The organism is Pannonibacter sp. SL95 (assembly GCF_026672425.1).
Taxonomy (GTDB): Bacteria; Pseudomonadota; Alphaproteobacteria; order Rhizobiales; family Stappiaceae; genus Pannonibacter.
Genome location: NZ_JAPPRC010000002.1, coordinates 22,385 through 43,400 on the forward strand (window position 1 = coordinate 22,385; position 21,016 = coordinate 43,400).

The window sequence follows — 21,016 nt, forward strand, 5'->3', positions numbered from 1 at the left end:
CTGTCTCACTTTTTCAGGGTGGCAATCAGGCGCTGTACGGCGCCAACGTCCAGACCAGCGCCGGGCATGGTCTCAGCGGCAGCGCCAGGCGTGCCGGGGAAGGCCTGCCGCATCAGGGCGCGCCGCTCGGAACGCGGCACCCCCGCCTTGGCAAGCTTCATGTCGAGCCGCGAGCGTGCGGCTTTCTGCGTGTCCGTCGTCGGACTGAGGTCCGGCGCGGTGAATGTCTCGTCGGCAAAGGCCAGCTCGATGGCACTCCCTGCAGAGAGCCAAGTCGTCTCCTTCATCATTGCGCGAATCTCGACTTGGTCACGGCCCGTGCGGGCGGCGTAGATCCCGGCCATCGCCTTATCGAACTCCCGGAACGCCTCAGCAGCGCTGGCAAAATCTGCTTCACCGCCGACAACTGAACCCCAGCTGTTGTGGATCATCAGGAACGAGCCGAGCCCCATTTGCACCGTGTCACCCGCCATGGCGATGATCGAGGCCGCAGAGGCCGCGAGCCCCATCACCCGCACGGTCACCCGTGCCGGATGCTCGGCGAGCAGGTTGTAGATGCTGACGCCCTCGAACATGTCGCCGCCGGGGCTGTTGATGTTCACGGTCACGTCGACCGGGCCGATCTGCCGCAGCGCGCCCGCAATCCGTTTGGCCGTCACGCCCTCGCCGGTCCACCAGTCCTGACCGATCACGTCATAAATCGAGATCGTGGGCGTCTCGTCGCCCTCGGCCGCAAGCGGCGTCCACCGTTCCAGCGCTTTGGATGCCGGTTCGCCGACATAGGCCAGGGGCCGCTCGATCTGCACGCTTGGCAAGGTGCGCAGGCTCATTGACGTGTCTCCTTCTGGCCGGGCATCGGCGGCAGGTTGCGCGCCTCCGGCAGGTCCATGAATTCGCGCACCTCGTCGATTTCCAGCCACGGGTGATGCCCGCCGGAGCCGAGGCCGCGCGCGAAAAACTCGCTTTGATCTTTCATGTTTCCGCGCAGCAACGCGCCCGCGTTGAACTTGGCCTCCAGCTCGTCCGCCTCGGCATCCGTCAGCAGATCGCGGGCAACGGCCTGCTCCCAGGCCTCGAACCACGGATTGAGCCCGTAGAGCACGAACATCTGCCCTAGCTCGGCGATGCCCGATCCCCAGGACGTATCGGCCATGCCGAGCAGCGGTCTCGGCACTCCGAACACGCGACCGATCTCCTCGATCTGGTGCGCCCGCTGCTCCAGTGCCTGAGCATCACGGCCCGTGGTCGGCGCGGCATTGAGCGTCATCCCCTCCTCGAGGATGATCGTGCGGTGCGCATTCTCCGCGCCCTCGCGCTCATCAAGGCTCGCCTTTAGGCGTTCGAATGCCTCTGGCGTTACCTGCCCCTTTGTCTCGAGGACCAGACCTGCCATCACGCCGCGACGGAACAGGTTGGCCGCCGCGCGCTCAGTCTGCATCGCAAGCGCGATGGCCTCGGCCGCTTGCTGTACCAGCGAGAGGCCGGTGATCCCATCATCCGACAGGCCGAACCGCACGTGAAAAACCTCGCTCTGCGGCAGCACAATCCGCGAGCCATCGCGGTTGCTGACGACATACTCCAGCCGCCAGTCATCGCGCTGTCGCGGCATGACCGACGCAATCGGGACGAGGGCCACGACATTGCCACGCGAACGGATGATCCGCGCATAGGCGCTGCCCTGCGTCAGCGCCCGTTGCTGCATCAACGCCCGAAACTCGAACGATGTTTGCCACGGGTTAGGCCGACGGTGCAGGATCTTGAACAGCGGATGGTCCCGCTCCTTGGTCCTGTCCGCCATGCGGATCAGATGCAGCGGCAGCTGCCCGACCGCAAACGAGATCAGGCTGACGCTGCGCAGGACAGCCGGATTGCGCAGCGCAACCTTCGGCGTCACCGTCAACCCGGACTGTGTTGTCCGCTGGCCGAGCGCATCGACGATCAGCGCATATAGCTCCGGCGACGTGAGCGACAGGCCACCCTCGGCACGCGGCGCCGGGTCCCGGCGAAAGAGGTCAAGCAGTCGCTTCACAGCATCAATATCCCGCGTGTCTCATAGACCGAGGGGGGCGGAGCTGCGCGCGTGCGGCACGTGGCAACACCGATGGACATGGTCAGCGTGACCATGCCGTCGATGCGCCCCGTCGCTTTCTGCTTGTCCAGCATCCGGTGCCCGGTCCGGTTTTGGGTGTAGGCGGTATGTGCCGCGCAGCTCGTCATCATCGGGTTGCGCTCGATCACGATGCGGCCCTCGAGGACCGCCGCTTCCATTTTGTTGATGCTGTCCGGCATCCAGAGATAGATTTCCTGCTCGCCCTCGGGCAGGTCCTTGTCGGTCTCCAATACCCGGCCGGTTGAACCCCTGCGGGTGGATCACGAACGGGATGGACTGGCCGCCGTCGAGCATGTGTTCGCGCAGCCGCTCCAGCCCGTACTGATCCGCCGCAACCTCGCGCGGTCGCGCCCTCGCGCAAATGCGCTGCAGCGCGTCGGCCACCCAGGCATAGCGGATGCGGTCACCGTCCACCGGCTCTATGAACCCGTCGCGCGCCCAGACCTCATAGGGCGCTTTGTCCGCCGCCGCGCGCTCGCGCAGCGTGTCGCCCGGCGTCCAGAACCACGTCTTGCTGACAAACCGCTCGGCGTCCTTGGTCGGGTCGAGCACCCAGGTCAGCGTGAAGGCCGTGAAATCGCGCGACTGCGACAGGTCGAGACCGCCATAGCAGGGATACCCGGCGGCAATCAGCGCATCGACATCAGCCTCGCCAAGACAGGCCGACCATGTCTGGTGCTTGAAGGCGGCCGTCACCGCGTCAGTCCATTCGCAAAAGTGCAGCCGGGCGATGCCATTGCGCTTGCCCGGCATCTTGACCGCCTGGTCGACCTGCAGCGCCAGATACTCATGAGACAGGATCGAGCCGAGCAGCGGGTTCGCCTTGCCCCAGCACGAGGGATCGCGCTCCCAGTCATCCCCCTCATCGAGGGAGCAGACAAAAGCGAACGTCGTGTCATCCTCGACGATGCCATGCGCGACATTGATTGCGTGCGTATGCTCCTCGAAGCAGACGCTCTTTCGATCTGTTCCGGCGTTCGTGGCCATGCACAACAGGGGCTGACGCCGGAATTTGAACCCGCGCTCCAGCATGTCGATGACGTCGCGGTTGCGATGCTCATGCACCTCGTCGGTCAGCGCCATATGCGGGCGCGGCCCGGACTTGCCCTCGTCCGACGAGATCGGCTTGAATTCGCGCCGGTCGCCCGATTTGCCGTGATAGGTCAAGGCCCAGACTGGATCGACGCCGTGCGGACGCACGCGGCGGGCCAGATCCGGCGACTGCTGCACCATGGCAACCGCATCTTTGAACAGGACCATCGCCTGGTCTTTTTTGGATGCGGCCGCATAGATCTCGGCGCGGGGCTCACCATCGGCGACGAGGCCGTAAAGCCCGATGCCGGCAAGCATCGGGCTCTTGCCGTTGCCCTTGCCTTCCTCGTCATAAAACCGGCGGAACCGGCGCAGCTTGGTGTCGCTGTTGAGCCAGCCAAACAGCGAGCCGATTCGGAACTGCTGGCTCGGATGCAGGTGGAAGGGCCGGCCCTCGAACTGACCGCCATTGAGCCGGAACCGGCGCGGAAAATACTCCACCGCCCGCAACGCCGTGTCCCTGTCGAACACCAGGCCCCGCTTGCCCGCCTCCTCGAGGTCGGTCAGATGCCGCCTGGCGGCAGCGCGGATATGGGGACCGGCAACGACCCGGCCCGCGTCGACATCCTCGGCCCAGGCCGTCACCGGATCAACGTCCGGGTCCGTGCGCATGTCAGGTAAAATCGTCCTCGAACAGATCCGCCTCGGCACTCGGCCCTGCGTTCTTGAGCCCGCGCTCTGCTGCCGGTGTCAGCCCGAAATCCCGGGCGAGCGTCAGGAACTGGCGGAATGTTTCATTGAGCTGCCCGACCTCGGGTCGGCACTTGATCTGCTCGCCGTTCCGGGTCTGTGTCACATAGGTCTCGCCGACACCCGGCGTCGCCATGAACCGTCGCAGCTGTTCATGCCGCGCCCGCGCCTCGCACATCAGGACGAACGTCTCGAGCATCGGCTCCCGCAGGCGATTGATGGTCGGATTGCACAGGATCGGCGCGAGCCGGTCATAGATCGCTGCAGCGCCAGGGCTCAGATAGTCGGGTTTCAGCTCGGCCGCGATCTGCCGCCCGCGCTCCCGCATCCGCTCATCGTTGCCACCGTCGCCGGTAAACGGGACAACGGTTTCCTCACTCGGCTTGCGCCCCTTCATCTCACCCTCTCACTGGTGGCTTTTTGCCTCCAATTCCCACCCGCTACACAGAAACCCTCTTCCGCCGGTATCCGGGGCGAGGCGCTCAGCCTTTTGCCCCCCCCCTACCCCGCCGAGGGATGCCGAGGGTCGACCGGCCAGCCGTCGATGCCGACCTCGGTCGAATAGCCGCGCGCCTCCTCGGCCTGCTTGACGCTGTCGTGGTGATCCGGGCACAGCGTCTGCAGCGCGCCGGACCAGAACAGCTCGGCGTCGCCGCGATGCGCGACGATGTGGTCAGCCACAAGAAACCGCCGCCGGGGATTGGTCTGGACGCTGCCGTCCATCTGCCGCGAGCCGTCATTGACGATGCCCCGCTTGAGGCAAAACTCGCAGACCGGGCTTGCCTCCAGCTGCGCGAGACGCCGCCGCTTCCACCGCGCGGTGTTGTACCAGCGCCGGTACTCAGCCGCCTCGGCGCTGCGATCATCCCGGCGGCCTGCCATCGCCCGACCCCAAAACGCAAAAAAGGCCCGCGATCCGCGAGCCTGCTGTCGTCATCCTGATCTCAATAGCAACCCGCCGCGCCAGCTCCACCGCTCCGGTGTCTATGCTGGCCGGGTCCGCCGCCCCGGTCGGTCTGTTGTTCGCGTTGTCCGCGCAGCCCCGGGGGATCCGACGAGTTGTCCTGCGCTGAGAGTTACGCCGACGCCTTGAGGCTGTCAACAGGCAGCGTTGCCGGCACGTCGCCGCCAAACGCCGAAACATCCGCCCGCACCGCCTCACCGCCCGCCGCAACGCCTTTGACAACAACCTGTTGCCCGGCAAACGGACCATCCACAACGAGCACCACATCGCCCAGCTGAAACTTGTGGCCAACCTCGATCTCACGCCCCCTGAACGAGGCAATCGAGGTCGCGATCACCCGCGTGAGATCGCGCACCGGCACACGCACCGCCCGCCCGCCGCGCTCCACCGACAACAGCCCTTCGACGCCGTCCGTTGCCCGCACCAGGTCAACCGTCTCGCCGCCGGCCACATCCAGCCCCACGAACAGATACCGCACCATCATCGGCCGGTAGGTCTCAATCAATCGCTTGTCGCGCCCGGTCTGCCGCCGCTCGGCAACCATGGGCAGGTATGTCAGCACGCCCCGGTCACCCAGCGCGGTTGCCGCCCGCTGCTCGCAGCGCGGATTGCACCACGCCACCACCCACTCCAGCGGCACATGCCGCACCAGCGCCATCATCAGCTCCAGCTGCTGGATCATCGCGTAATTTGCCGGTGTGATTGGCCGTGTCATGCCCGCCCCCTCACAGTGTCGAGAAACGCATCCGCCGCCGCCGCAACATCCGCGACGGTCTCGCCCGCACCGGCCTCACGCGCCGGGAAATACACCCACTCGGCACAGCGGCCAGCATCGGCAAACCACGGCCAGCCGCGCTGGCTGTGCAGCTCCGCCCACGCCCGCCACAGGGCCGAGCCCCGGTGCACCTGCTCGGTCCGCTCGGCCAGCGCCAGCACCGCGGCGTCAACAGTCGTGCCGCGCGCCCGGTTGAGCGCGTTGTCGTCCAGCGTGTTGACGCGCGGCCAGCCACCCGCCGCCAGTTTCGCCCGCCGCACCTCGTCCGCCGACAGCGTCCCGGCTGCGATCATCTGCTGCTGCATGCGCGTCGGAGCCATGTTGCAGCGCGGGTCCGGGTCCGCCGCCAGCGCCGCAAACCGCGCCGCCGCCCAAGCTTTACCCCAGGCCGGAGCCGCATGGGTGGAGGCTGCAGCTGAGGCCGCACCCGCCGTCACCCGCTCCCAGCGCTTCTCGGCGAGGTAGGTCGAGAACGAGCAGAACTTGGTCCGCCCGGTCCGCCGCGCCTCGGCCACATAGGCCGCCAGCCCCGTCGCCGCCGCCTCGCGCTGCTCGTCGGTCAGTGCAACCCAGGCTCGTTCGGCTGCAACCTCACTGTCGGTTGCAAAGGTCGGCCACTCCCGGTGCACCCGCCTCATCCGGGCTCGCATCGTCTCGGCACGCACCGCGCCATCGGTGGCGCTGTCCGCGTTCCCGCTCGCGCGCTCTCTCTCAATAATGGTTCTTGATGGTTCTATTACGGTTTGGGCGGCGTGGTGCCGCCCGTCTCTGTCGTGGATGTCACCCGTCTCGGCACCCGTGTCACCCGTCTCGACGGGCGGCGCAATGTCACCCGTGACACCATGACACCCGTCAGAGCCCACCGCCGCCCGCCCGATTGCCTCCGGCACCATGTCATATCGGGTCGCCTGACCGGGCCGCCCGGAGGCCTCCGCCACAACCACCAATAGGCCCTCCTTGACGAAGTCGGCCATGTGCCGCTGCACCGTGCGCCGGTCCATTTCGGTCTGCTCGGCCAGCGTCGCAACGGTTGGCCAGATGCCGCGCCCCTCGTCGTCGGCATAGTCGGCCAGCCGCAGGGCCAGAAGCTTGCGCGAGGGGCTCCCCATGCGCGCCTTGAAAATACGGGACATCAACAGGATGGACATGCGTCCGCCTCCTCCAGAAAATTCAGGGAATAGTCAGAGATCTGATAGGGAACGCCGACCACCGGCACCTCGCGAATGACCTGCAGCGCAGCGAGCCGGAACAGCGCCAGCGCCACGTAATGCGCGGGGTGGCCCAGGTCGCGGCCCAGCACCGCCCGGCTCACGCGCACGGCCTGCCCCGGCTGGTGCCGCTCGCACAGCTCGCGCAGCACCTCGCGCGACACATCGTCCCGCCCCAGCCGCGCCGAGATAGCCTCAAACCGGGACAGCGCCACCTCGCTCATGCCGCCACCAGCTCCCCGCACCGCGCCAGCAGGCGCATTGCGTAGTCACTTGGCGGCGTGTCCAGACGCATGGGCATCAGCAACGCCATGCGCGCCAGCCCGTCCGCATCCGGCTCCCCGCGCAGCACCAGCGGCGCGCCAGCCGCCGCCCCGCCCTTGAAATTAGGCCGCTGCCCGGCGACGACGAAATCGCCCTTCTCGATCACGACCTCGCTGGCACCGGCCCAGTTCCGGAGCAGCTGCGCGAAATAACGTCCATCGACCTCAAGCACCACCGCATCGCCGGTCCCGCCGTTTGTCTCAACCCGCGCCCCGGCCACGACCTCCTCAAGGGCCGTGCCGTCACTCACGCGCGCCTCGATGACGACCACGCTGCGCGACATCACCAGCCTGACTGATCGCGGCCCGTCACCCAGCAGTGCCGACGCGCGCCGCAGCGCCCGCAGCGTCGCCGCCACATCCAGCGTCATGCGCAAGGCAGGCTCACCCGACGGCACAACGCGCCGCCAGTTCGGATAGGTCGCCTCGCACAGTTTTGCCGTCACGCGCACGCCGCCACCCTCGAACCGAGCGCGCTGCAACGCCCCCGCCGTGACCGTGACCGGCCCGGCCAGTCGCGCCACCCGGCCCGCCGCCCCCATCGGCAGCAGCACAGAGGAGAGCGCCCCCTCACCGCGCAGCCCGCAGGGCTCGGCAGCCAGCCGGTGCCCGTCGGTCGCAACAGCCAGACCACCCTCGATCAGCACGTTCTGCAGGTAAAACCGCGTCTCCTCGCGGCACACGTAGGGCAGGCACCGCGCAATCGCCTGGGCAAACCCCTCGCCCGCCGTCACCGGCGCACCCTCCGGCGTAAACGGCAGCTCCGGCCAGTAGGCAGGCTCAAACCCCGGCAGCACCACCCGCCCGCGCGCATGATCCAGCGTCACCGCCACCGCGCCCTCAGCGCGTGACAGCGTCAGCACCTCATCCGCGTCAAACGCGAGCAACAGCCGCGAAAGCAGCCGCGCTGGCACCACGGCCCGGCCACTGGCCTCAGCGGTCGCAAACGCGGCCCGCACCTCGACGTCGAGGTCGGTTCCGGTCACAGACGCCCCGTCCAGTAACACGCCCGTGAGGATCGGCGCGCGCATCCAGCGCTCAACCACCGGCAACACCGTCGCCAGACCCGCCCGCAGCTGCCCCGCCGTCGTCACAATCTTCATCATGCCTCGATCTCCTCAAACAGCGGCCCGGCCGCCTCCTGCGGGCAGCGCGCCCGCACCAGTGTCAGGTCAACCGCCCGGCTGTGCCGCTTGGCCGCGCCCGGCGCGATCCATTGCAGCGGCCGCGCCGCCGCCCCGTCCGTGCGCCAGACAACCCAGCAATAGGCCGTGGCCGTCCCGGCATCCGGGTCCCAGCCGCCCCGCGTCAGGGCAACGCGCTCGGCAAACACCGCAACCACATGCGGCGGAAGCGGGATGAACAGCTCCACCGCCCGGGCAATCGTCTCCAGCCAGCGCAGCGGCACAAACATGGCCACACCCACGCGCGGCCGGTGCAGCATCGCCCGCTCGACAAACTGCTGCGGCAAGTCGCCAAAGGGCGGATTGGTGATGATCCAGTCGAACCGGCCGGGCTCAAACTGGTCCTGCGGCAGCAGCGACAGGAAGTCCCATTTCGAGCCATGCAGCGGCGAAAACCCCCGGTCATGCAGGTCAGAGGCAACCACCTCGGCGAAGAAATCCGCCAGCGGCACGGCCATATGCCCCTCGCCGCAGGCTGGCTCCCAAACCGACAGCGCCGCGCCGGGATCCAGTCCCAGCACCTCGGCACACAGCGCCCGCGTCGCCCAGGGCGGCGTCGGAAAGAAGTCGTCCGACCCGCGCGGCTCGACCCGCGAGGCCATCACTGCCCGCGCCGCCGCCGGCTGCGCTTTCCGCAAGCCCCCCATCGGTTAACCTCCCGCTAAGGTTTGTTTCATGGGGGGTTGCACGTGGATCATGTCACCCACAGCAACCTCCCCGCCGCACTCGACGAGAAACGCCAGAGGATCGAGCCCATAGACCGCACACAGAACGAGCACGCTCTGCGCCGACTGATAGGCATCCTCGCTCGCCCGCTCCGCCCGGCTGATCGTGGCCGAGGACACGCCAGTCAGCTCCGCCGCCTCGCGCACCGTCAGCCGCCACCGCGCCCGCCCGCCCGCCAGCGCCTGCCCGAGGGCAATCCGGTCAAGCCGCAGCATCGCCCGCCCCTCCCTGCGACCAGTGCCGCGCCCGCTCCTGAAAATCGCCGTAGGTGAGCCCGCAAAACCCGGCCAGCCGGTCGAGGTCATCCGCCGCCACCCGCCGCCGCGCGCCGGACATCACGTCCCGCGCCGCCGCCACCCGGCAGCCTAGCCAGCCCCGCCACATCGGCAGGCGTCAGCATGGCCCGGCCGAGCCCCCGCGCCCGGTGCCCCGCCTGGGCGCTGACAAACAGCGTGAGCAGGCTCCGCGCCCCGAACGGGGTGAAATCCGCGTGAAAAGAGGCAAGCGCCGCACTCATCCCTTGGCACTCCCCTTTTTCCGCCGCGCCTTGTCCGCAGGCGCCGGGCAATAGGCCAGCGCCCCATGGCCCTTGCAAAACGCCCCATGCGTGCGGCTCTCACCGCAGTAAACCGTCGATCCGTCATCCGCCGTCAGCGGCCAGCGGCAGGTTTGCGCATTGAGTGCATGCAGCCCGACAGGCCCGGCCGGGCGGCAGGAGGTCAGCGCCAGCGCCCGCCGCTCGTCCGCCGTCATGCCCGCCCGCTCCGCATGGCTCGCCGAATGTCCGCCCATGCGCGCCAACAGCGCCGAAAGCGTCGGCAGGCTGGCCGGGTCCGGCCGCTGCCGGTTGGCCGCATCGCCGCTCACCAGCCGCGTTTTTGCCCCGTCGCCTGCCGCCACCGCCCCGCGCCGTGCCGCCGCTGCCCGCGACGTCGAACCCTGCGGCTGCTGCAGAGCCAGCCCGGCCCGCCGGCACGCGGCAATCACAGACTCGCGGCTCAACACGCCATAGCGCGGTGCCAGCGCCGCAGCGATCTGCGATGCCGACAGCCCGGCCTCGACAAGCGGGCGCAGCGCCGCCGCCTTGTCCGCCGGGCGCAATCCGCCCCACGCGGCCTCAGGCCGCTCTCCGGCAACCGCCCCGGCCTCGCCCGCCTCACCCCCTACCAGCGCCAGTGCCGCCGCGCGCCGCGCCGCAACAATCCCCGCCGCCCGGCAGGCCGCCGCCGTCTGCGTAAACCGCATCGGCCCGTGCCGGACGGACAGCCGCTCCGCCATCTGGGCGTAACTCAGGCCCGCATCCGCCAGCGGCAGCACAGCCGCCTGTTTTTCCTGTGCCGTCAGCTGCCGCCACGGCCGGTCACCCTGTCCCGCCCCGCTCATTGACCATCCTCCAGAAGCTGGTCCGCCCGCGCGCGCATCGCCGTCAGGCTCTCGATCACCCGGCTCAAAAGGTCGCGAATGCGCAGGCTGCGCACCTCGTCGGCGCTCACCTGCCCGTCATCGGCCAGCGCCTGGCACACGGCCGCAACGGCCTCGCCATGCTGCCCGGCCACCGCGGCCAGCATCCGCCCCCAGTCCGCCGCCGCCCCGCCCGCGCCCGGCCCGGCCACATAGGCCCCGCCCGACAGCGCGCAGATCTCGCGCAGCAGCAAAGGCGCCTCGTCCCGCGTCACCGCGTCCAGCGTCAGGTCGAGCAGGACATCCAGCGGCATGTAGACGTCGGCATGGTCCGCCGCCGCCGAGCAATAGGTCTGCACGGTCTGGCGGCCGACGCGCGTCAACGCCGCCGCCGCCTCCTGCCCGCCCGCTTGCCGCACCTGGTGGGCGCAGGCGCGTTTCAAGGCCGCGCGCTGGTGTTCGTTGGATGGTCTCGGCAGTTTCATGGACGGCCTCCTGCGGCACAGGGACTCGACTCCCGCGCGTGCGCGTGCTGATCTGCACGCAAGCAAACCGGGAGGTGCTGGGGATGACGGGAATACGTTCGGCGATTGACGCCATTGCCTTTGAGATCGCGCTCATGGCCGCGCCGCCACCGCCGCGCGCCATCCGCCTGCCCATGGCGGACGACGACGAGGACGACGACGCCCGCGCCGATCTCGGCCATGCCGAAGGCCAGTCCTTCGCCATTGACTATGTCAACGCCAAGGGCGAGGCCTCCACGCGCCGCATCACGGTCTGGGCGATCCGCGAGGGCGCAGACGGCACGCCGCTGCTCTACGCCCGCTGCCACGAGCGCAAGGCCATGCGCTCTTTCCGCGTCGACCGCATCGCCTGCTGCATCGATTATGACGGCGAGGTGCATGACGATGTCGCCACCTTCCTCGCCGACAATTTCGGCATGACGCCGCAGCTGGTTACATTCACGCGCCCCGCCGCGCGGCAGCCCGGCAGCCGCACCCGCTGGCAGGAGGCACTTGCCCACATCAGCCCGCACGCAATCCTGCTCGCCGCCGTTGGCCGCGGCGACCGCCGGTTCATCCAGGTCGAGGCAGACGAGGCCGCGCTGCATTGCGCCGAGATTGCCGAGCGCGCCGGCCACGCCTTTGATCACGACTGGATGCCGCGCCTGTCGCGCTACATCGCCCGCCTGCGCCCGCCCGAAACAGCCATAGCCGAAGCGGTGGAAATGCTGCGCAACCGCAGCCCGCAGGAAATCACCAGCGCCCTCGTCGCCTGCCTCGCCGTCATGGACGCAGACGGCAAACGCCACAGCGCCGAACTGGCGCTCGTCAACGCCATCGCCGAGGACCTCACCGGCCTGCCGATTGCCTGACGCCCTCATCCCGCAATCTCCTCTGAGTTGCGGGATGACGTCTTTTCGCCGGCGTGAGAGGGTGACGTTGTCGCCAAGCGCGCCGTCTCGGCGTCGATGTAGTCGACAACGCGCCGCGCCGTTTTCGTCCGGACATCGCCCCCGGCCCGCAGCCGCTCCACGAGGCGACCGTTACAGGCGGCACGATGCCCGAATGTCCACTCACACATGCGTTCACCGGCCCCATGTTTCAGAGACAAGAACGCGTCGATTTTGGTCAGCAGCTCTTTATGCATACGCCAAATATGCACGCTTTGGCGTGCAAATCAACCGAGACCCCACGAATTTACGTGCGTGCGAGCGTGCAATCCACTTTGTATAACTCACGCATGGGCGTGACATGGCAAGATAGGCTTAAAGCCGCATGGGCGTTTTCGGGGCTTTCGATGCGAAAGGCATCGAAGATGGCGCGGCTCGGTGACAACTACCTAAGCCAGGCGTTCAAGTCCCAAGGCGAGCCGAGGCTCGGCGATCTTGATCGCATCGCGCGGACGCTCAATGTGCCGACAGGCTGGATCCTGTCCGGCCTTCCCGCATCGAATGAACTCGACGAACTGACGACGATCACAACCGGTATGGAATGGCAGGACGCGCAAGCCGCAGCCGAACAGTTCCGCATGCGCGTTCAAGGCAGCAAGAGCTTGGCCCTCCCCGCTCCGACGACAGATTTCGAAAGCGACGCAGACGGCATCGAGACAGACGCATCAGGTAGTTCAATCGACTTGGAACTGTTCAAAGAAGCCCATGATCTTGCAATCCAGTACGAGCAGCGCTTGAGCGGAACTATGCAGAGCGCTGAGAAGCGCATGGAACTGGTAAAGTTTCTCTACGACCAACTGCGTAAAGACCGCCAAATACAACCCTGAAACCTGCCGCATTGTAGCGCAACCGCCGTACAATCACACACGTATTACCCACCTGCGCAACATGCTTAACCGCGAATTTTACTTGCCTTTCAAAATCTAATTGTGCGTAAGTCCGGCATCGGCACGTTTTGCCACCCCCGCCCCATCGGGTTACGAGTTAATGCCTGCACCTGACAAAGATCCGTACGACCTGTATTTAAGCGCGGCATCGAATATCTTAAGCGACACAATCGCAATAGATGACGCACGTGTACTTGCTTCGTATATCGAAGCCGCGCGGCGCTATAACGTCTACATGCTGGTCGCCGGCGTCATATGCTTCGACCTGTTTGGCCATTCGAGGCCGGATACACTGTCCGGCCAAGACGCCTTAACTTGGATAGACGCCGCCAGCCCGGTCATCCTGCTTGCGGCAGCAAAAGCCGGGAACCAACCATGAAGACATTCGCGTCGCGGCTTACTCTCGATCACCTCACGAGCGGCCACGGCGACGCGATGGCCTGCACCCTGCTCCAGCGGTGGCAGTCTAGCGCAGGGCTTCTCAATGAGGACGCGGCTCTCGCCGGCGCACAGCTCGTTATCCTCGACGGCACCCCGCAATCTGCCGACACACCGGACATCCTTTGGTGCGGCAGCGAAAGCCTCGCAGCCCAGCAATTCGGGCGCACATTCGCTCAAAGCGCCAATGCCGCCAAAGCCCTTCTTAGCCGTGACTATCGAGGGCTTTGCGCACAAAGCTATTACGACTGCGCGATTGGCGGCATGCCCGTTTTCGATATCGTTTCGGCAGGACGTGCCTTAACGACCTCAACATCCGGCGTCCGCTACCACCGTCTGCTGCTCCCCTACAGCAACGGCCAGGGCGCAAACTACACCCTGTGCTACTCATTTGGCCTCACGACCTCTGCAACTCGAGCAACGGGCTGCGAAGGATCTGCCGGACGCCAGCTGGTGTACAGCCGAGAAAACACAAGTCTTCATATGCCGCTGTTGCAGGAGGCACCTGCCAGCGTAGCGCACTGGAATAGAATTCGGTGAAGCCCCACCGCAGTCCGAGGCCCTTGAATGCATGCTTAGGCACCATCCAGCCATAGATGTATGCTGGCGACCACTTCATGCAACTGATTAGAATACACATGCGCACCAGATGCGCTGCAACGTTACCGCCCGACAACGCCGGATCTACAAACGTCTCGCCGATGTAGACGAATGGCCCTTGCCGCCCGCGCGCAAACGCGGCAGCGTCGTCATGCAGCCGCGCAGGCGCACCATCCACCCCAACGTAGCAACGCCCCCAGAATTCCCGAATATAGCGCTGGAGATCCCAGCCGCCGATATCGTCATATCTGTTCGCAGTCGTGAACAGTACGCGACCATCCGACGCCCAGCCCGAGACGCCAAGAAACCGGCTGGGCGGCAAGGTATTGAGGGACTTTCTGAAATGCTCCCCTGTCCGCCCCTTGTTTGAGGCATCAACCGCCGCCTCAAAATCAATGACCTCGTCGTGCAGGCGAATCTCGGCGACCTCCGCCCCAACAATTGCCGCCTCCAGCGCACTGACCGCACGCGACATTTCCAGCCAGTTGAAACTTTCACTGCGCAAGCTCATCACCCTTCAACCCTCTGCAATTTCTAGCGAGCCCGTCAGCACCGGCCCCGCTCGCCATGTCATCCACAGCGCCGCGTAAATCGCTCGGCTTGACATGCACGCTTTGGCGTGCATTTTAAACGAAGCACGCAACACTATCGTGCGCCGATGCACGCGGATTACCCGCGCGCATCCGTTGGGAGGCATGCATGCGTTATCCGCTCACACCGCTGTCAAAATGCTCGCTGGCCGACGCTATGGCCGCAGCCAGGCGGTGGAGATGCGCACCGGCCGCAGCCAGCTCCCCGGCTGCCAATCGTTCCGCCGGAAACGGGACAGCCAGGTCCGAGGCCCTGCCTGCCACCGTCACGCGAACCGTGGCCACAGCCACGTCACCCTCTTGCACCACGCTGACCAGCTCTGCGGTCAGTTCCCCATCGGCAACTACAAACATGCGTTCTCTCCTTCGCAGGGTGAGAGCCAAAACCTGCGAGGACGGCTTCACCCCGGCCGCGCAGCCAGACGCTACAGCCCCCGCGTGCACCGCGCCAGCGGTGCCAAGCGGATTTCAACGCCACCCGTTTTGTGATCTCAGAACACCCCGCCGCGCCGCGCCCGCCGTCAGTCATGACGGCGCATGGGGCATGCTGGCAGCGGCCACCTGCGGCCTCGCCACAGGCATCTGCCTGGGCGAGGCCGCCTTTCTCATCCTGCGCACCGGAGCCCTGTGACATGAGCGAACAACCAAGCCTCCCAATCAAGACCGCCCGCAACATTGCGCTTAAGTACGGGTGGGATCAGGTCATCATTGTCGCGCGCAAGGTCGGCGAGCCGGGCCGCGAACACGTTATCACCTACGGGTTCGGCCAGGCCAACTCCGAAGCCGCCGCTCGCGCGGGCAACGCGATCAAGCACCATCTGATGCGCTGGCCGCACGCGCTTTTCAGCAGCGCGCTCCGGGTTGTCGGCGTCGGACGTGACAACGACCACCCGAGGTTTCTGTCCGTCGCTCTCAACACCGTGCCGGACGACGATGACATCAGGATGGTCCACGACATGCTGTGTCCACCGACCCACTCGCCAGCCGAGGTTGATCGCGGCGCCTGAGGAGAGGCTATCGACATGACCCGCACCGCCCTGATCATCCTCGCGCCCATGGCCCTCAGCGCCGCGCTCTGCGTCGCCGCGCTGGTCATCGGCATCACCCGCGCCCGCCGCGCCGCCATCCGCGAGGCCGACCCCTACGCCATCCCCGTCGACGACGCGCACCTCCCGAGCGTCGTCCACACCCCCGGCCGCGTGTCTCCTCCCCGCGCGGCCGGGGCACCGTTCAACCAAGGAGCAAAGTGATGACGACCATCACCGTTGACGCCGAAGTCGACCTGACCGACCTCGACCCGGACGACCTTTTGCTCGCCCTGAGATCCATGCGGGTCATCGACCAGCGCGAGTTTAAAGAGCTGCAGGCGCGCGCGCGCCTCACTCCGGATCAGCGCAAGCGCGATCCGCTCCAGCTCACCATTCGACAGGACGACATGGAGATCGCGCGGGAATGGGCCCTGCGCGGCAACAGGACAGAGACCTGTCAATACCTCGCCCGCGCGCTCGGTCATCCGTTCGACCGCGCCCTGTCCTGATCAACCCGGAGCCAGATGATGACCCCAGCCACCAGCAAAGTCGCCAATGCCGTCGCCACCGAGATCGCCAGCCCCGCGCCGGTCTATCAGGACATCAAGACCCGGCGCGATCCGTGGCCGCGCCTGCTGGAGCACAAGGGCAAGACGCCCGTGCTGCGCCTCGCCAGCTTCGGCGGCGGAATTGACCTGCTGCCCTTCAATGCCATCACCAGCGATTATGATTACGACCTCTACCGCAGCGCCCTGACGCTCGCCCTGTCCTTTGACCATTGGCGCGAGGAAACCCGCTTGGACGCCACCGGCCAGGCGCGCCGCGTGGCCGTGCTGGAAAACCCGTCCGGCGCAGCCGAACACGTCGCTTTCGAGGCTGACATGTTCGACGCTGAGGCCACGGACCGCGCCCCGCGCTACCGGCTGATCGACCGCAAGACCCGCACCCCGATCGACGTGAGCGCGCAGGTCACCGCACTGGAGCCGCGCGCACACGGCCGCACGCACCCTCACTCGTCCGCCTCACGTTCTCACGGCGCAGCGAATACCTCCTGACCGAACCCCTCTACGGCCTCAAGCCCGGCACAGCCCTCGCCCTCTGGTACGGCTCCCTGCTCTGACCAGCCCCACAAGGATCAAGCATGTCCGCCACCCAGATCACGCCCGACCCACACACCCCAAGCCGCGCCGAATCCCTAATGCGGATCGCGCGGCTCGCCCAGCCGGGCAGCGCACCCCCGTTCGAGGCCGGCGTCAGCCTGCTGACAGCCTTTGTGCTGCTCTGCCGTCAGGAGGATCAGGACCCGGTCACAACCGCAAGCTGGCTGCTGCCGGTCATCACCGCAACCGTCGACACCCACCTCGCCAGCCAGACCGCACAGGCCGAGGCCGCGAGCGCGATCCCCCACGGAGCGAATTGATGACAGACCAGACACCCCAACCCGCCGACGCCCGCACCACGGTCACCCGCGCGATGACCCTGATGCGCGCCGCACAGCTGGTACAGCCACAAAACTCAGGCCAAAACAGCGCAGCGTACTGTTTGTTGACAGCCTTTGTCCTTGCTTGTTCGGCACTGCATATCGACCACGCCGAGTTTGCCTCCGACGCGTGGCACGACATTGCCGCCGACCTCGGTCGCTACAGCCTGCACACCGCGACTCAGGGAGAGGCCGGGCATGCGTGACCGTCCGATCATTTTCAGCGCGCCGATGGTTCGAGCCTTGCTCGACGGCAGGAAGACGCAAACGCGGCGCGTGCTGAAGCCGCTCAAAAGCGACGGACCCGGCTACGTAACGTGGCCGATCTACGCCCGTAAAAATGAGGGGATGCGCCGTTGCGGCTCCAGCACGCAGCCTGATCGCGCAGCGCCCTACGCTGTTGGCGACAAGCTTTGGGTCCGGGAAGCCTTTGTAGTTGGCCACGACATTGACGACGAATTGGGCCGGCCAGTCGGGGAGCAGAAAGTCTGGTTTCGCGCCACTGACAGTCGCTTGACATGGTTCGACCCGGACACGGAAAGCACGCTGGATAATCCGCCGTGGAAGCCATCCATCCACATGCCCCGCTGGGCATCGCGCCTGACGTTGCTGGTGACGGACGTTCGCGTCCAGCTGCTACAGGAGATCAGCGAGGCAGATGCCAAAGCCGAGGGCGTTTGGCGTGATACAAATGGGTGGGTGGATTACCTATTCCCCGGCACACAATGTTGCCCGACTGCTGCCCAGAGCTTTTGCACGCTCTGGGACAGCCTGCACGGCCCCGGCGAATGGGATGTTAATCCTTGGGTGGCAGCCATCAGCTTTAGCGTTCACATCGGCAACATCGACACGCTGGAGCCAGGCCATGCTTGACCGCTCCTCCCCGCCATTGACGCCCTTCAAGGCGTTTTTCACCGACAACACCACCATGGGCATATCGGCCGCCACCGCCGCCTAGGCCCGCAAGATCGCCAACGAGGTCGCCAGCAAGCGCCGCACCCTCGTTACCAAGGTCAAGGTCATCAAGGAGAAAGCCCGTGCCTCTGACTGACAATCCCAGCATCAACCGCCAGCTGGACGACACGACCATGGACCGGATCGACCATGCGCTTGGCAGGCCGCTCGATCCATTGCGCCCGAGCTATCGCAACCACTATGCGACCGACGAGACAGAGGGCTTTGAGCCGCCGCACTGGAGGCAAATCCGCATCATCGGCAGCGATATGCACTGCTACCAGGTCACAGACGCAGGCCGCGCCGCACTCGCCCGCCACCTGCTCCAGCTCGGCAACAAGCAGCGCCTGTTTCTTGTCGCCTTCGACGACATCGAAATCAGCATCGCCGCGGAGTCCCGCGCACAGGCCAGATACACGGCATGGCTGCGCTTCAGCGACAGCTGTCCAGATCTTGGTTTCCGCGCCTTCATGATGCGCGCGCGCGTCAGCGCCGCAACACCAGCGCGCGAGGCAGCATGACCGAGACCGAACAGACCGAGCTGCGCCACCAGCTGCGCGAGCTGTCCCGCACCATCGCGCACATGCTGGCCGGCAACGAGCCTGTGCGTGAAGCCCTGCTGCAGCAGGTCCAGCTCCTCAATGAGGCCTGGACCATGCCGGCGGCAGAGCCTCAGCCCGGGCGCGGCTTTGATCTGCGCCCGACGCGCCTGCGCCTCCTCGCCTGCGCCGCCGACCCCTGCAAAGCGACGCCGCCGCCGCCGAGGAGATGGACGAGCCATCCAAAGCCGCCGACATCCGCGCCGTCGCAAACGCCATCCTCAACGCCGCCCGCGTGCGCGGCCTCATCCCAAGGAGTAACCCCCATGACACCAATCCCGCAGATGCACCCGATCGCCCCCGCAGAGAAGCAACACCCCTGCCCCGGCGATTGGAACTGGTGGGCAAGTTATGACGGCGGCGAGAACCTCGCCATTGGCCCCGCCAAAAGCCGCGATGACCTGGTCCGGATGCTGAGATCCGACAGGGGCGGCGAGTACCAGGACGATCAGGGCGGATGGCGCCTCAAAGCCCATATCGGCGAGTACCGAGACAACAATCAAAATCTCGCAGAGTGGCTCGATATCGATGACATGATCGCCTTCGCCGCCGAGCGCATGGACGACAACGACTGCGGAACAGTGGAGGGATTGCCGCATCCAATCGACGAAATCTCACCGGATCAGGAGAGCGAGCTTAAAGCAGCGATCCGCGCGACCGTCCATGATTGGCAGAAACGCCACCGTCTCGCCCTGCGCTGCTGGCAGTTCACGGAAAGTCGGAACTGCGAAACGCTGGACATCCCCGTCGAAATCACCACCCCCACGGAGTAACCCCCATGACCGAGACCAGCGAGATCACCCTCAGCGTCCCGATGCCCGCAGGCGATCAACTCCGCGCGTTCATCGAGCGCATCGAACGCCTCGAGGAGGAAAAGAAAGTCATCTCCGATGACATCAAGGACGTTTATGGCGAGGCCAAGGGCAACGGCTTTGACCCGAAGATCCTGCGCAAGGTCATCTCCCTGCGCAAGAAGCAGCCGCACGAACGTCAGGAGGAGGAGGCCATCCTCGACCTCTACATGACAGCGCTCGGAGGCTGACCGATGACGGCCGCGCTCGATCTGACCAAGGCTGACACCGCGCATGCCGGTTGCCCCGCGCGGCCTCAACCGGGGCCAGGCGGCACAATATGTCGGCATCAGCGTCACATTGTTCGACCGCCTGGTCGCTGAGGGCGTCATGCCGGCGGCGCGGGCTCTTGCAGGTCGGCTCGTTTGGGATATTGTCGAACTGGATCGCCACTTTGACGAGCTGCCCCACGCCAACGGCAACCCGGCCCCGGCGCGGACAGCCCGCCTGCATGACGATTTTGTCGACTGACCACAGGGACGCCATGAAGCGCGAGAAAGGCATCGTCCTCGACAAGGACCGCCACGGCAACCTGCGCTGCTATTATCGCCGCGCCGGCCTGCCCAAGATCCGCCTGCGCGAGCCTTATGGCTCTGATGCCTTTTATGACGAGCTGGCCTGCGCCCGCCTCGGCCAGCCCTATGTCAAGGCCGACACCCGGCCAAAGCCGATGGCGGAAACCGCCGGCAAGGGCACCTACGCCTGGCTGGTGCGCGAATACCTGCGCCGCAACAAGTCTTTGCTGGCAAAAAGCACGCTGGAACAAAAGCGCCGCGTCCTCGACGGCATCGGCGATGAAACCTGTCTCAGCAAGTCCGGCCAGCGCCTCGCCGAAATGGCCTCTGTAGGCCTGCGCTCCTCCCACATCGCCACATTGCGCGACCAGAAGATCGAGGCGCCGGAGGCCGCAAACCACCGCGTCAAGGCGCTGTCGGCCCTGTTCAATGGGCGGTCGAGGAAAAGCTCGCGAGCGCCAATCCCGCCGAGACGGTCAAGAAGATCGAAACCGCATCGACCGGTCAGCACCCGCTGACCGAGGCGGAGATGCAAGCCTATCTCGACACGCATGGCCCGCACCAGGCCCGCCCTCGCCTTCCCGATTTTCACTGTACACATCTTTGCGCGTCTCCGACGTGTCAAAGCTGGCCGCCAGCACCTCTACTGGACAATGGATCAGGATGCGGACGGCAACGAGATCCGGATCCAGGGCTTTGCCATTCGCTCGAAAAAGACGGCGCGCGAAAGTTTGGCACTGTCGTCGACATGATCGTGTTGCCGCCGCTCGCAGAGGCGATTGCCGCCCTGCCCGCAGACGGCGGCCATCTCGCCCTGCTGATCAATGACCACGGCAAGCCCTACAGCGAGGAAAAGGGCCTGGGCCAGCGCATGCGCAAATGGTTTGACGAGGCTGCACTGACCCACTGCTCAAGCCACGGCATCCGCAAGGCCAACGCGGTCACCGCCGCCGAGAACGGCGCCACCGCCGCGCAACTCCTGTCCATGTTCGGCTGGACCCGGCTGCGCCAGGCAGAAGGCTACACCCGCTCTGCCGAGCGCAAGCGCCTTGCCGACGAAGGCGCCCCACGCCTCCTCTCACGCCCGAAAAAAGTGGGAGACAGCCCTGCCCCTAACCCATTGAGCAAACACGGTGCCTTTCGTCCCA

At 66.3% G+C, this 21,016-nt stretch carries 32 protein-coding genes; 16 read left to right on the top strand and 16 right to left on the bottom strand.

The window, feature by feature from the left end; all coding sequences use genetic code 11:
• Window positions 1–5 precede the first annotated feature (5 nt).
• The 14 genes from OVA12_RS00415 to OVA12_RS00480 form a co-directional block, all read right to left on the bottom strand.
• On the bottom strand, window positions 6–830 hold the full coding sequence (locus OVA12_RS00415; protein WP_268133682.1) for a head maturation protease, ClpP-related: 825 nt from the start codon (window positions 828–830) through the stop codon (window positions 6–8).
• On the bottom strand, window positions 827–2,029 hold the full coding sequence (locus tag OVA12_RS00420) for a phage portal protein (protein ID WP_268133683.1): 1,203 nt from the start codon (window positions 2,027–2,029) through the stop codon (window positions 827–829). The genes OVA12_RS00415 and OVA12_RS00420 overlap by 4 nt, the downstream gene beginning before the upstream one ends.
• Window positions 2,030–2,050: 21 nt before the next feature.
• Complete coding sequence (locus OVA12_RS00425; protein ID WP_268133684.1) at window positions 2,051–3,814, bottom strand: terminase large subunit; 1,764 nt, start codon at window positions 3,812–3,814, stop codon at window positions 2,051–2,053.
• Between the two features lies 1 nt (window position 3,815).
• Complete coding sequence (locus OVA12_RS00430) at window positions 3,816–4,289, bottom strand: P27 family phage terminase small subunit (protein ID WP_268133685.1); 474 nt, start codon at window positions 4,287–4,289, stop codon at window positions 3,816–3,818.
• A 104-nt stretch (window positions 4,290–4,393) separates the two neighbouring features.
• Window positions 4,394–4,774 (bottom strand): HNH endonuclease, encoded by a 381-nt coding sequence (locus tag OVA12_RS00435; RefSeq protein WP_268133686.1) that lies wholly within the window; start codon window positions 4,772–4,774, stop codon window positions 4,394–4,396.
• A gap of 194 nt (window positions 4,775–4,968) precedes the next feature.
• Window positions 4,969–5,571 carry a transcription termination/antitermination protein NusG gene (gene nusG, locus OVA12_RS00440; RefSeq protein WP_268133687.1) on the bottom strand — a complete coding sequence of 201 codons (603 nt, stop codon included), beginning with the start codon at window positions 5,569–5,571 and terminating at the stop codon, window positions 4,969–4,971.
• Window positions 5,568–6,779: a helix-turn-helix domain-containing protein gene (locus OVA12_RS00445; RefSeq protein WP_268133688.1), complete on the bottom strand. Its 1,212-nt coding sequence runs from the start codon at window positions 6,777–6,779 to the stop codon at window positions 5,568–5,570. The genes nusG and OVA12_RS00445 overlap by 4 nt, the downstream gene beginning before the upstream one ends.
• The gene (locus OVA12_RS00450) at window positions 6,764–7,063 is read right to left on the bottom strand and encodes a hypothetical protein (protein ID WP_268133689.1); all 300 of its coding nucleotides are present in this window, start codon (window positions 7,061–7,063) and stop codon (window positions 6,764–6,766) included. Before OVA12_RS00450 ends, OVA12_RS00445 begins: the two co-directional genes overlap by 16 nt.
• The gene (locus tag OVA12_RS00455) at window positions 7,060–8,268 is read right to left on the bottom strand and encodes a DNA polymerase III subunit beta (protein ID WP_268133690.1); all 1,209 of its coding nucleotides are present in this window, start codon (window positions 8,266–8,268) and stop codon (window positions 7,060–7,062) included. Before OVA12_RS00455 ends, OVA12_RS00450 begins: the two co-directional genes overlap by 4 nt.
• Window positions 8,265–8,993: an SAM-dependent DNA methyltransferase gene (locus OVA12_RS00460; protein ID WP_268133691.1), complete on the bottom strand. Its 729-nt coding sequence runs from the start codon at window positions 8,991–8,993 to the stop codon at window positions 8,265–8,267. Before OVA12_RS00460 ends, OVA12_RS00455 begins: the two co-directional genes overlap by 4 nt.
• 3 nt (window positions 8,994–8,996) lie before the next feature.
• Window positions 8,997–9,287 carry a helix-turn-helix domain-containing protein gene (locus tag OVA12_RS00465; protein ID WP_268133692.1) on the bottom strand — a complete coding sequence of 97 codons (291 nt, stop codon included), beginning with the start codon at window positions 9,285–9,287 and terminating at the stop codon, window positions 8,997–8,999.
• Window positions 9,288–9,373: 86 nt separating this feature from the next.
• Entirely contained in the window at window positions 9,374–9,589 is a 216-nt protein-coding gene (locus OVA12_RS00470; protein WP_268133693.1) for a hypothetical protein, read from the bottom strand.
• Window positions 9,586–10,455, bottom strand: coding sequence for a GcrA family cell cycle regulator (locus tag OVA12_RS00475; protein ID WP_268133694.1), 870 nt, complete (start codon window positions 10,453–10,455; stop codon window positions 9,586–9,588). Before OVA12_RS00475 ends, OVA12_RS00470 begins: the two co-directional genes overlap by 4 nt.
• The gene (locus OVA12_RS00480; RefSeq protein WP_268133695.1) at window positions 10,452–10,958 is read right to left on the bottom strand and encodes a hypothetical protein; all 507 of its coding nucleotides are present in this window, start codon (window positions 10,956–10,958) and stop codon (window positions 10,452–10,454) included. Before OVA12_RS00480 ends, OVA12_RS00475 begins: the two co-directional genes overlap by 4 nt.
• 83 nt (window positions 10,959–11,041) lie before the next feature.
• Here OVA12_RS00480 and OVA12_RS00485 point away from each other — a divergent pair, with 83 nt between their 5' ends.
• The 3 genes from OVA12_RS00485 (at window position 11,042) to OVA12_RS00495 (ending at window position 13,192) form a co-directional block, all read left to right on the top strand.
• Window positions 11,042–11,848 (top strand): WYL domain-containing protein, encoded by an 807-nt coding sequence (locus OVA12_RS00485; protein ID WP_268133696.1) that lies wholly within the window; start codon window positions 11,042–11,044, stop codon window positions 11,846–11,848.
• Between the two features lie 185 nt (window positions 11,849–12,033).
• A complete protein-coding gene (locus OVA12_RS00490) occupies window positions 12,034–12,753 on the top strand; it encodes a helix-turn-helix domain-containing protein (protein ID WP_268133697.1) in 720 nt (239 codons plus the stop codon).
• A 160-nt stretch (window positions 12,754–12,913) separates the two neighbouring features.
• On the top strand, window positions 12,914–13,192 hold the full coding sequence (locus OVA12_RS00495; RefSeq protein ID WP_268133698.1) for a hypothetical protein: 279 nt from the start codon (window positions 12,914–12,916) through the stop codon (window positions 13,190–13,192).
• 456 nt (window positions 13,193–13,648) lie between these two features.
• On the opposite strand, the gene OVA12_RS00500 is transcribed toward OVA12_RS00495, so the two are convergent.
• Together OVA12_RS00500 and OVA12_RS00505 are read right to left on the bottom strand one after the other, a co-directional pair.
• Window positions 13,649–14,362, bottom strand: a complete 714-nt coding sequence (locus OVA12_RS00500; protein WP_268133699.1) for a hypothetical protein — start codon at window positions 14,360–14,362, stop codon at window positions 13,649–13,651.
• Between the two features lie 193 nt (window positions 14,363–14,555).
• Window positions 14,556–14,795 carry a hypothetical protein gene (locus OVA12_RS00505; RefSeq protein WP_268133700.1) on the bottom strand — a complete coding sequence of 80 codons (240 nt, stop codon included), beginning with the start codon at window positions 14,793–14,795 and terminating at the stop codon, window positions 14,556–14,558.
• Between the two features lie 278 nt (window positions 14,796–15,073).
• On the opposite strand from OVA12_RS00505, the gene OVA12_RS00510 reads away from it, so the two are divergent.
• The 13 genes from OVA12_RS00510 to OVA12_RS00570 form a co-directional block, all read left to right on the top strand.
• Window positions 15,074–15,448 carry a hypothetical protein gene (locus tag OVA12_RS00510; protein WP_268133701.1) on the top strand — a complete coding sequence of 125 codons (375 nt, stop codon included), beginning with the start codon at window positions 15,074–15,076 and terminating at the stop codon, window positions 15,446–15,448.
• Window positions 15,449–15,463: 15 nt separating this feature from the next.
• Window positions 15,464–15,691, top strand: a complete 228-nt coding sequence (locus OVA12_RS00515) for a hypothetical protein (RefSeq protein ID WP_268133702.1) — start codon at window positions 15,464–15,466, stop codon at window positions 15,689–15,691.
• A complete protein-coding gene (locus OVA12_RS00520) occupies window positions 15,691–15,978 on the top strand; it encodes a hypothetical protein (RefSeq protein WP_268133703.1) in 288 nt (95 codons plus the stop codon). The genes OVA12_RS00515 and OVA12_RS00520 overlap by 1 nt, the downstream gene beginning before the upstream one ends.
• A gap of 18 nt (window positions 15,979–15,996) precedes the next feature.
• Window positions 15,997–16,524, top strand: a complete 528-nt coding sequence (locus tag OVA12_RS00525; RefSeq protein ID WP_268133704.1) for a hypothetical protein — start codon at window positions 15,997–15,999, stop codon at window positions 16,522–16,524.
• 86 nt (window positions 16,525–16,610) lie between these two features.
• A complete protein-coding gene (locus OVA12_RS00530; RefSeq protein ID WP_268133705.1) occupies window positions 16,611–16,889 on the top strand; it encodes a hypothetical protein in 279 nt (92 codons plus the stop codon).
• Window positions 16,889–17,155: a hypothetical protein gene (locus tag OVA12_RS00535; RefSeq protein WP_268133706.1), complete on the top strand. Its 267-nt coding sequence runs from the start codon at window positions 16,889–16,891 to the stop codon at window positions 17,153–17,155. The genes OVA12_RS00530 and OVA12_RS00535 overlap by 1 nt, the downstream gene beginning before the upstream one ends.
• A complete protein-coding gene (locus tag OVA12_RS00540; protein WP_268133707.1) occupies window positions 17,148–17,822 on the top strand; it encodes a hypothetical protein in 675 nt (224 codons plus the stop codon). Before OVA12_RS00535 ends, OVA12_RS00540 begins: the two co-directional genes overlap by 8 nt.
• Before the next feature lie 164 nt (window positions 17,823–17,986).
• Window positions 17,987–18,424 carry a hypothetical protein gene (locus OVA12_RS00545; RefSeq protein ID WP_268133708.1) on the top strand — a complete coding sequence of 146 codons (438 nt, stop codon included), beginning with the start codon at window positions 17,987–17,989 and terminating at the stop codon, window positions 18,422–18,424.
• Entirely contained in the window at window positions 18,421–19,275 is an 855-nt protein-coding gene (locus tag OVA12_RS00550) for a hypothetical protein (protein ID WP_268133709.1), read from the top strand. Before OVA12_RS00545 ends, OVA12_RS00550 begins: the two co-directional genes overlap by 4 nt.
• A 5-nt stretch (window positions 19,276–19,280) precedes the next feature.
• Window positions 19,281–19,544 (top strand): DUF2312 domain-containing protein, encoded by a 264-nt coding sequence (locus OVA12_RS00555; RefSeq protein ID WP_268133710.1) that lies wholly within the window; start codon window positions 19,281–19,283, stop codon window positions 19,542–19,544.
• Window positions 19,545–19,587: 43 nt separating this feature from the next.
• Complete coding sequence (locus OVA12_RS00560; protein WP_268133711.1) at window positions 19,588–19,824, top strand: helix-turn-helix transcriptional regulator; 237 nt, start codon at window positions 19,588–19,590, stop codon at window positions 19,822–19,824.
• On the top strand, window positions 19,805–20,386 hold the full coding sequence (locus tag OVA12_RS00565; protein ID WP_268133712.1) for a hypothetical protein: 582 nt from the start codon (window positions 19,805–19,807) through the stop codon (window positions 20,384–20,386). Before OVA12_RS00560 ends, OVA12_RS00565 begins: the two co-directional genes overlap by 20 nt.
• A gap of 230 nt (window positions 20,387–20,616) precedes the next feature.
• Window positions 20,617–21,016 (top strand): tyrosine-type recombinase/integrase (locus OVA12_RS00570; RefSeq protein WP_326493874.1); only part of this gene is annotated, 400 nt, incomplete at its 3' end.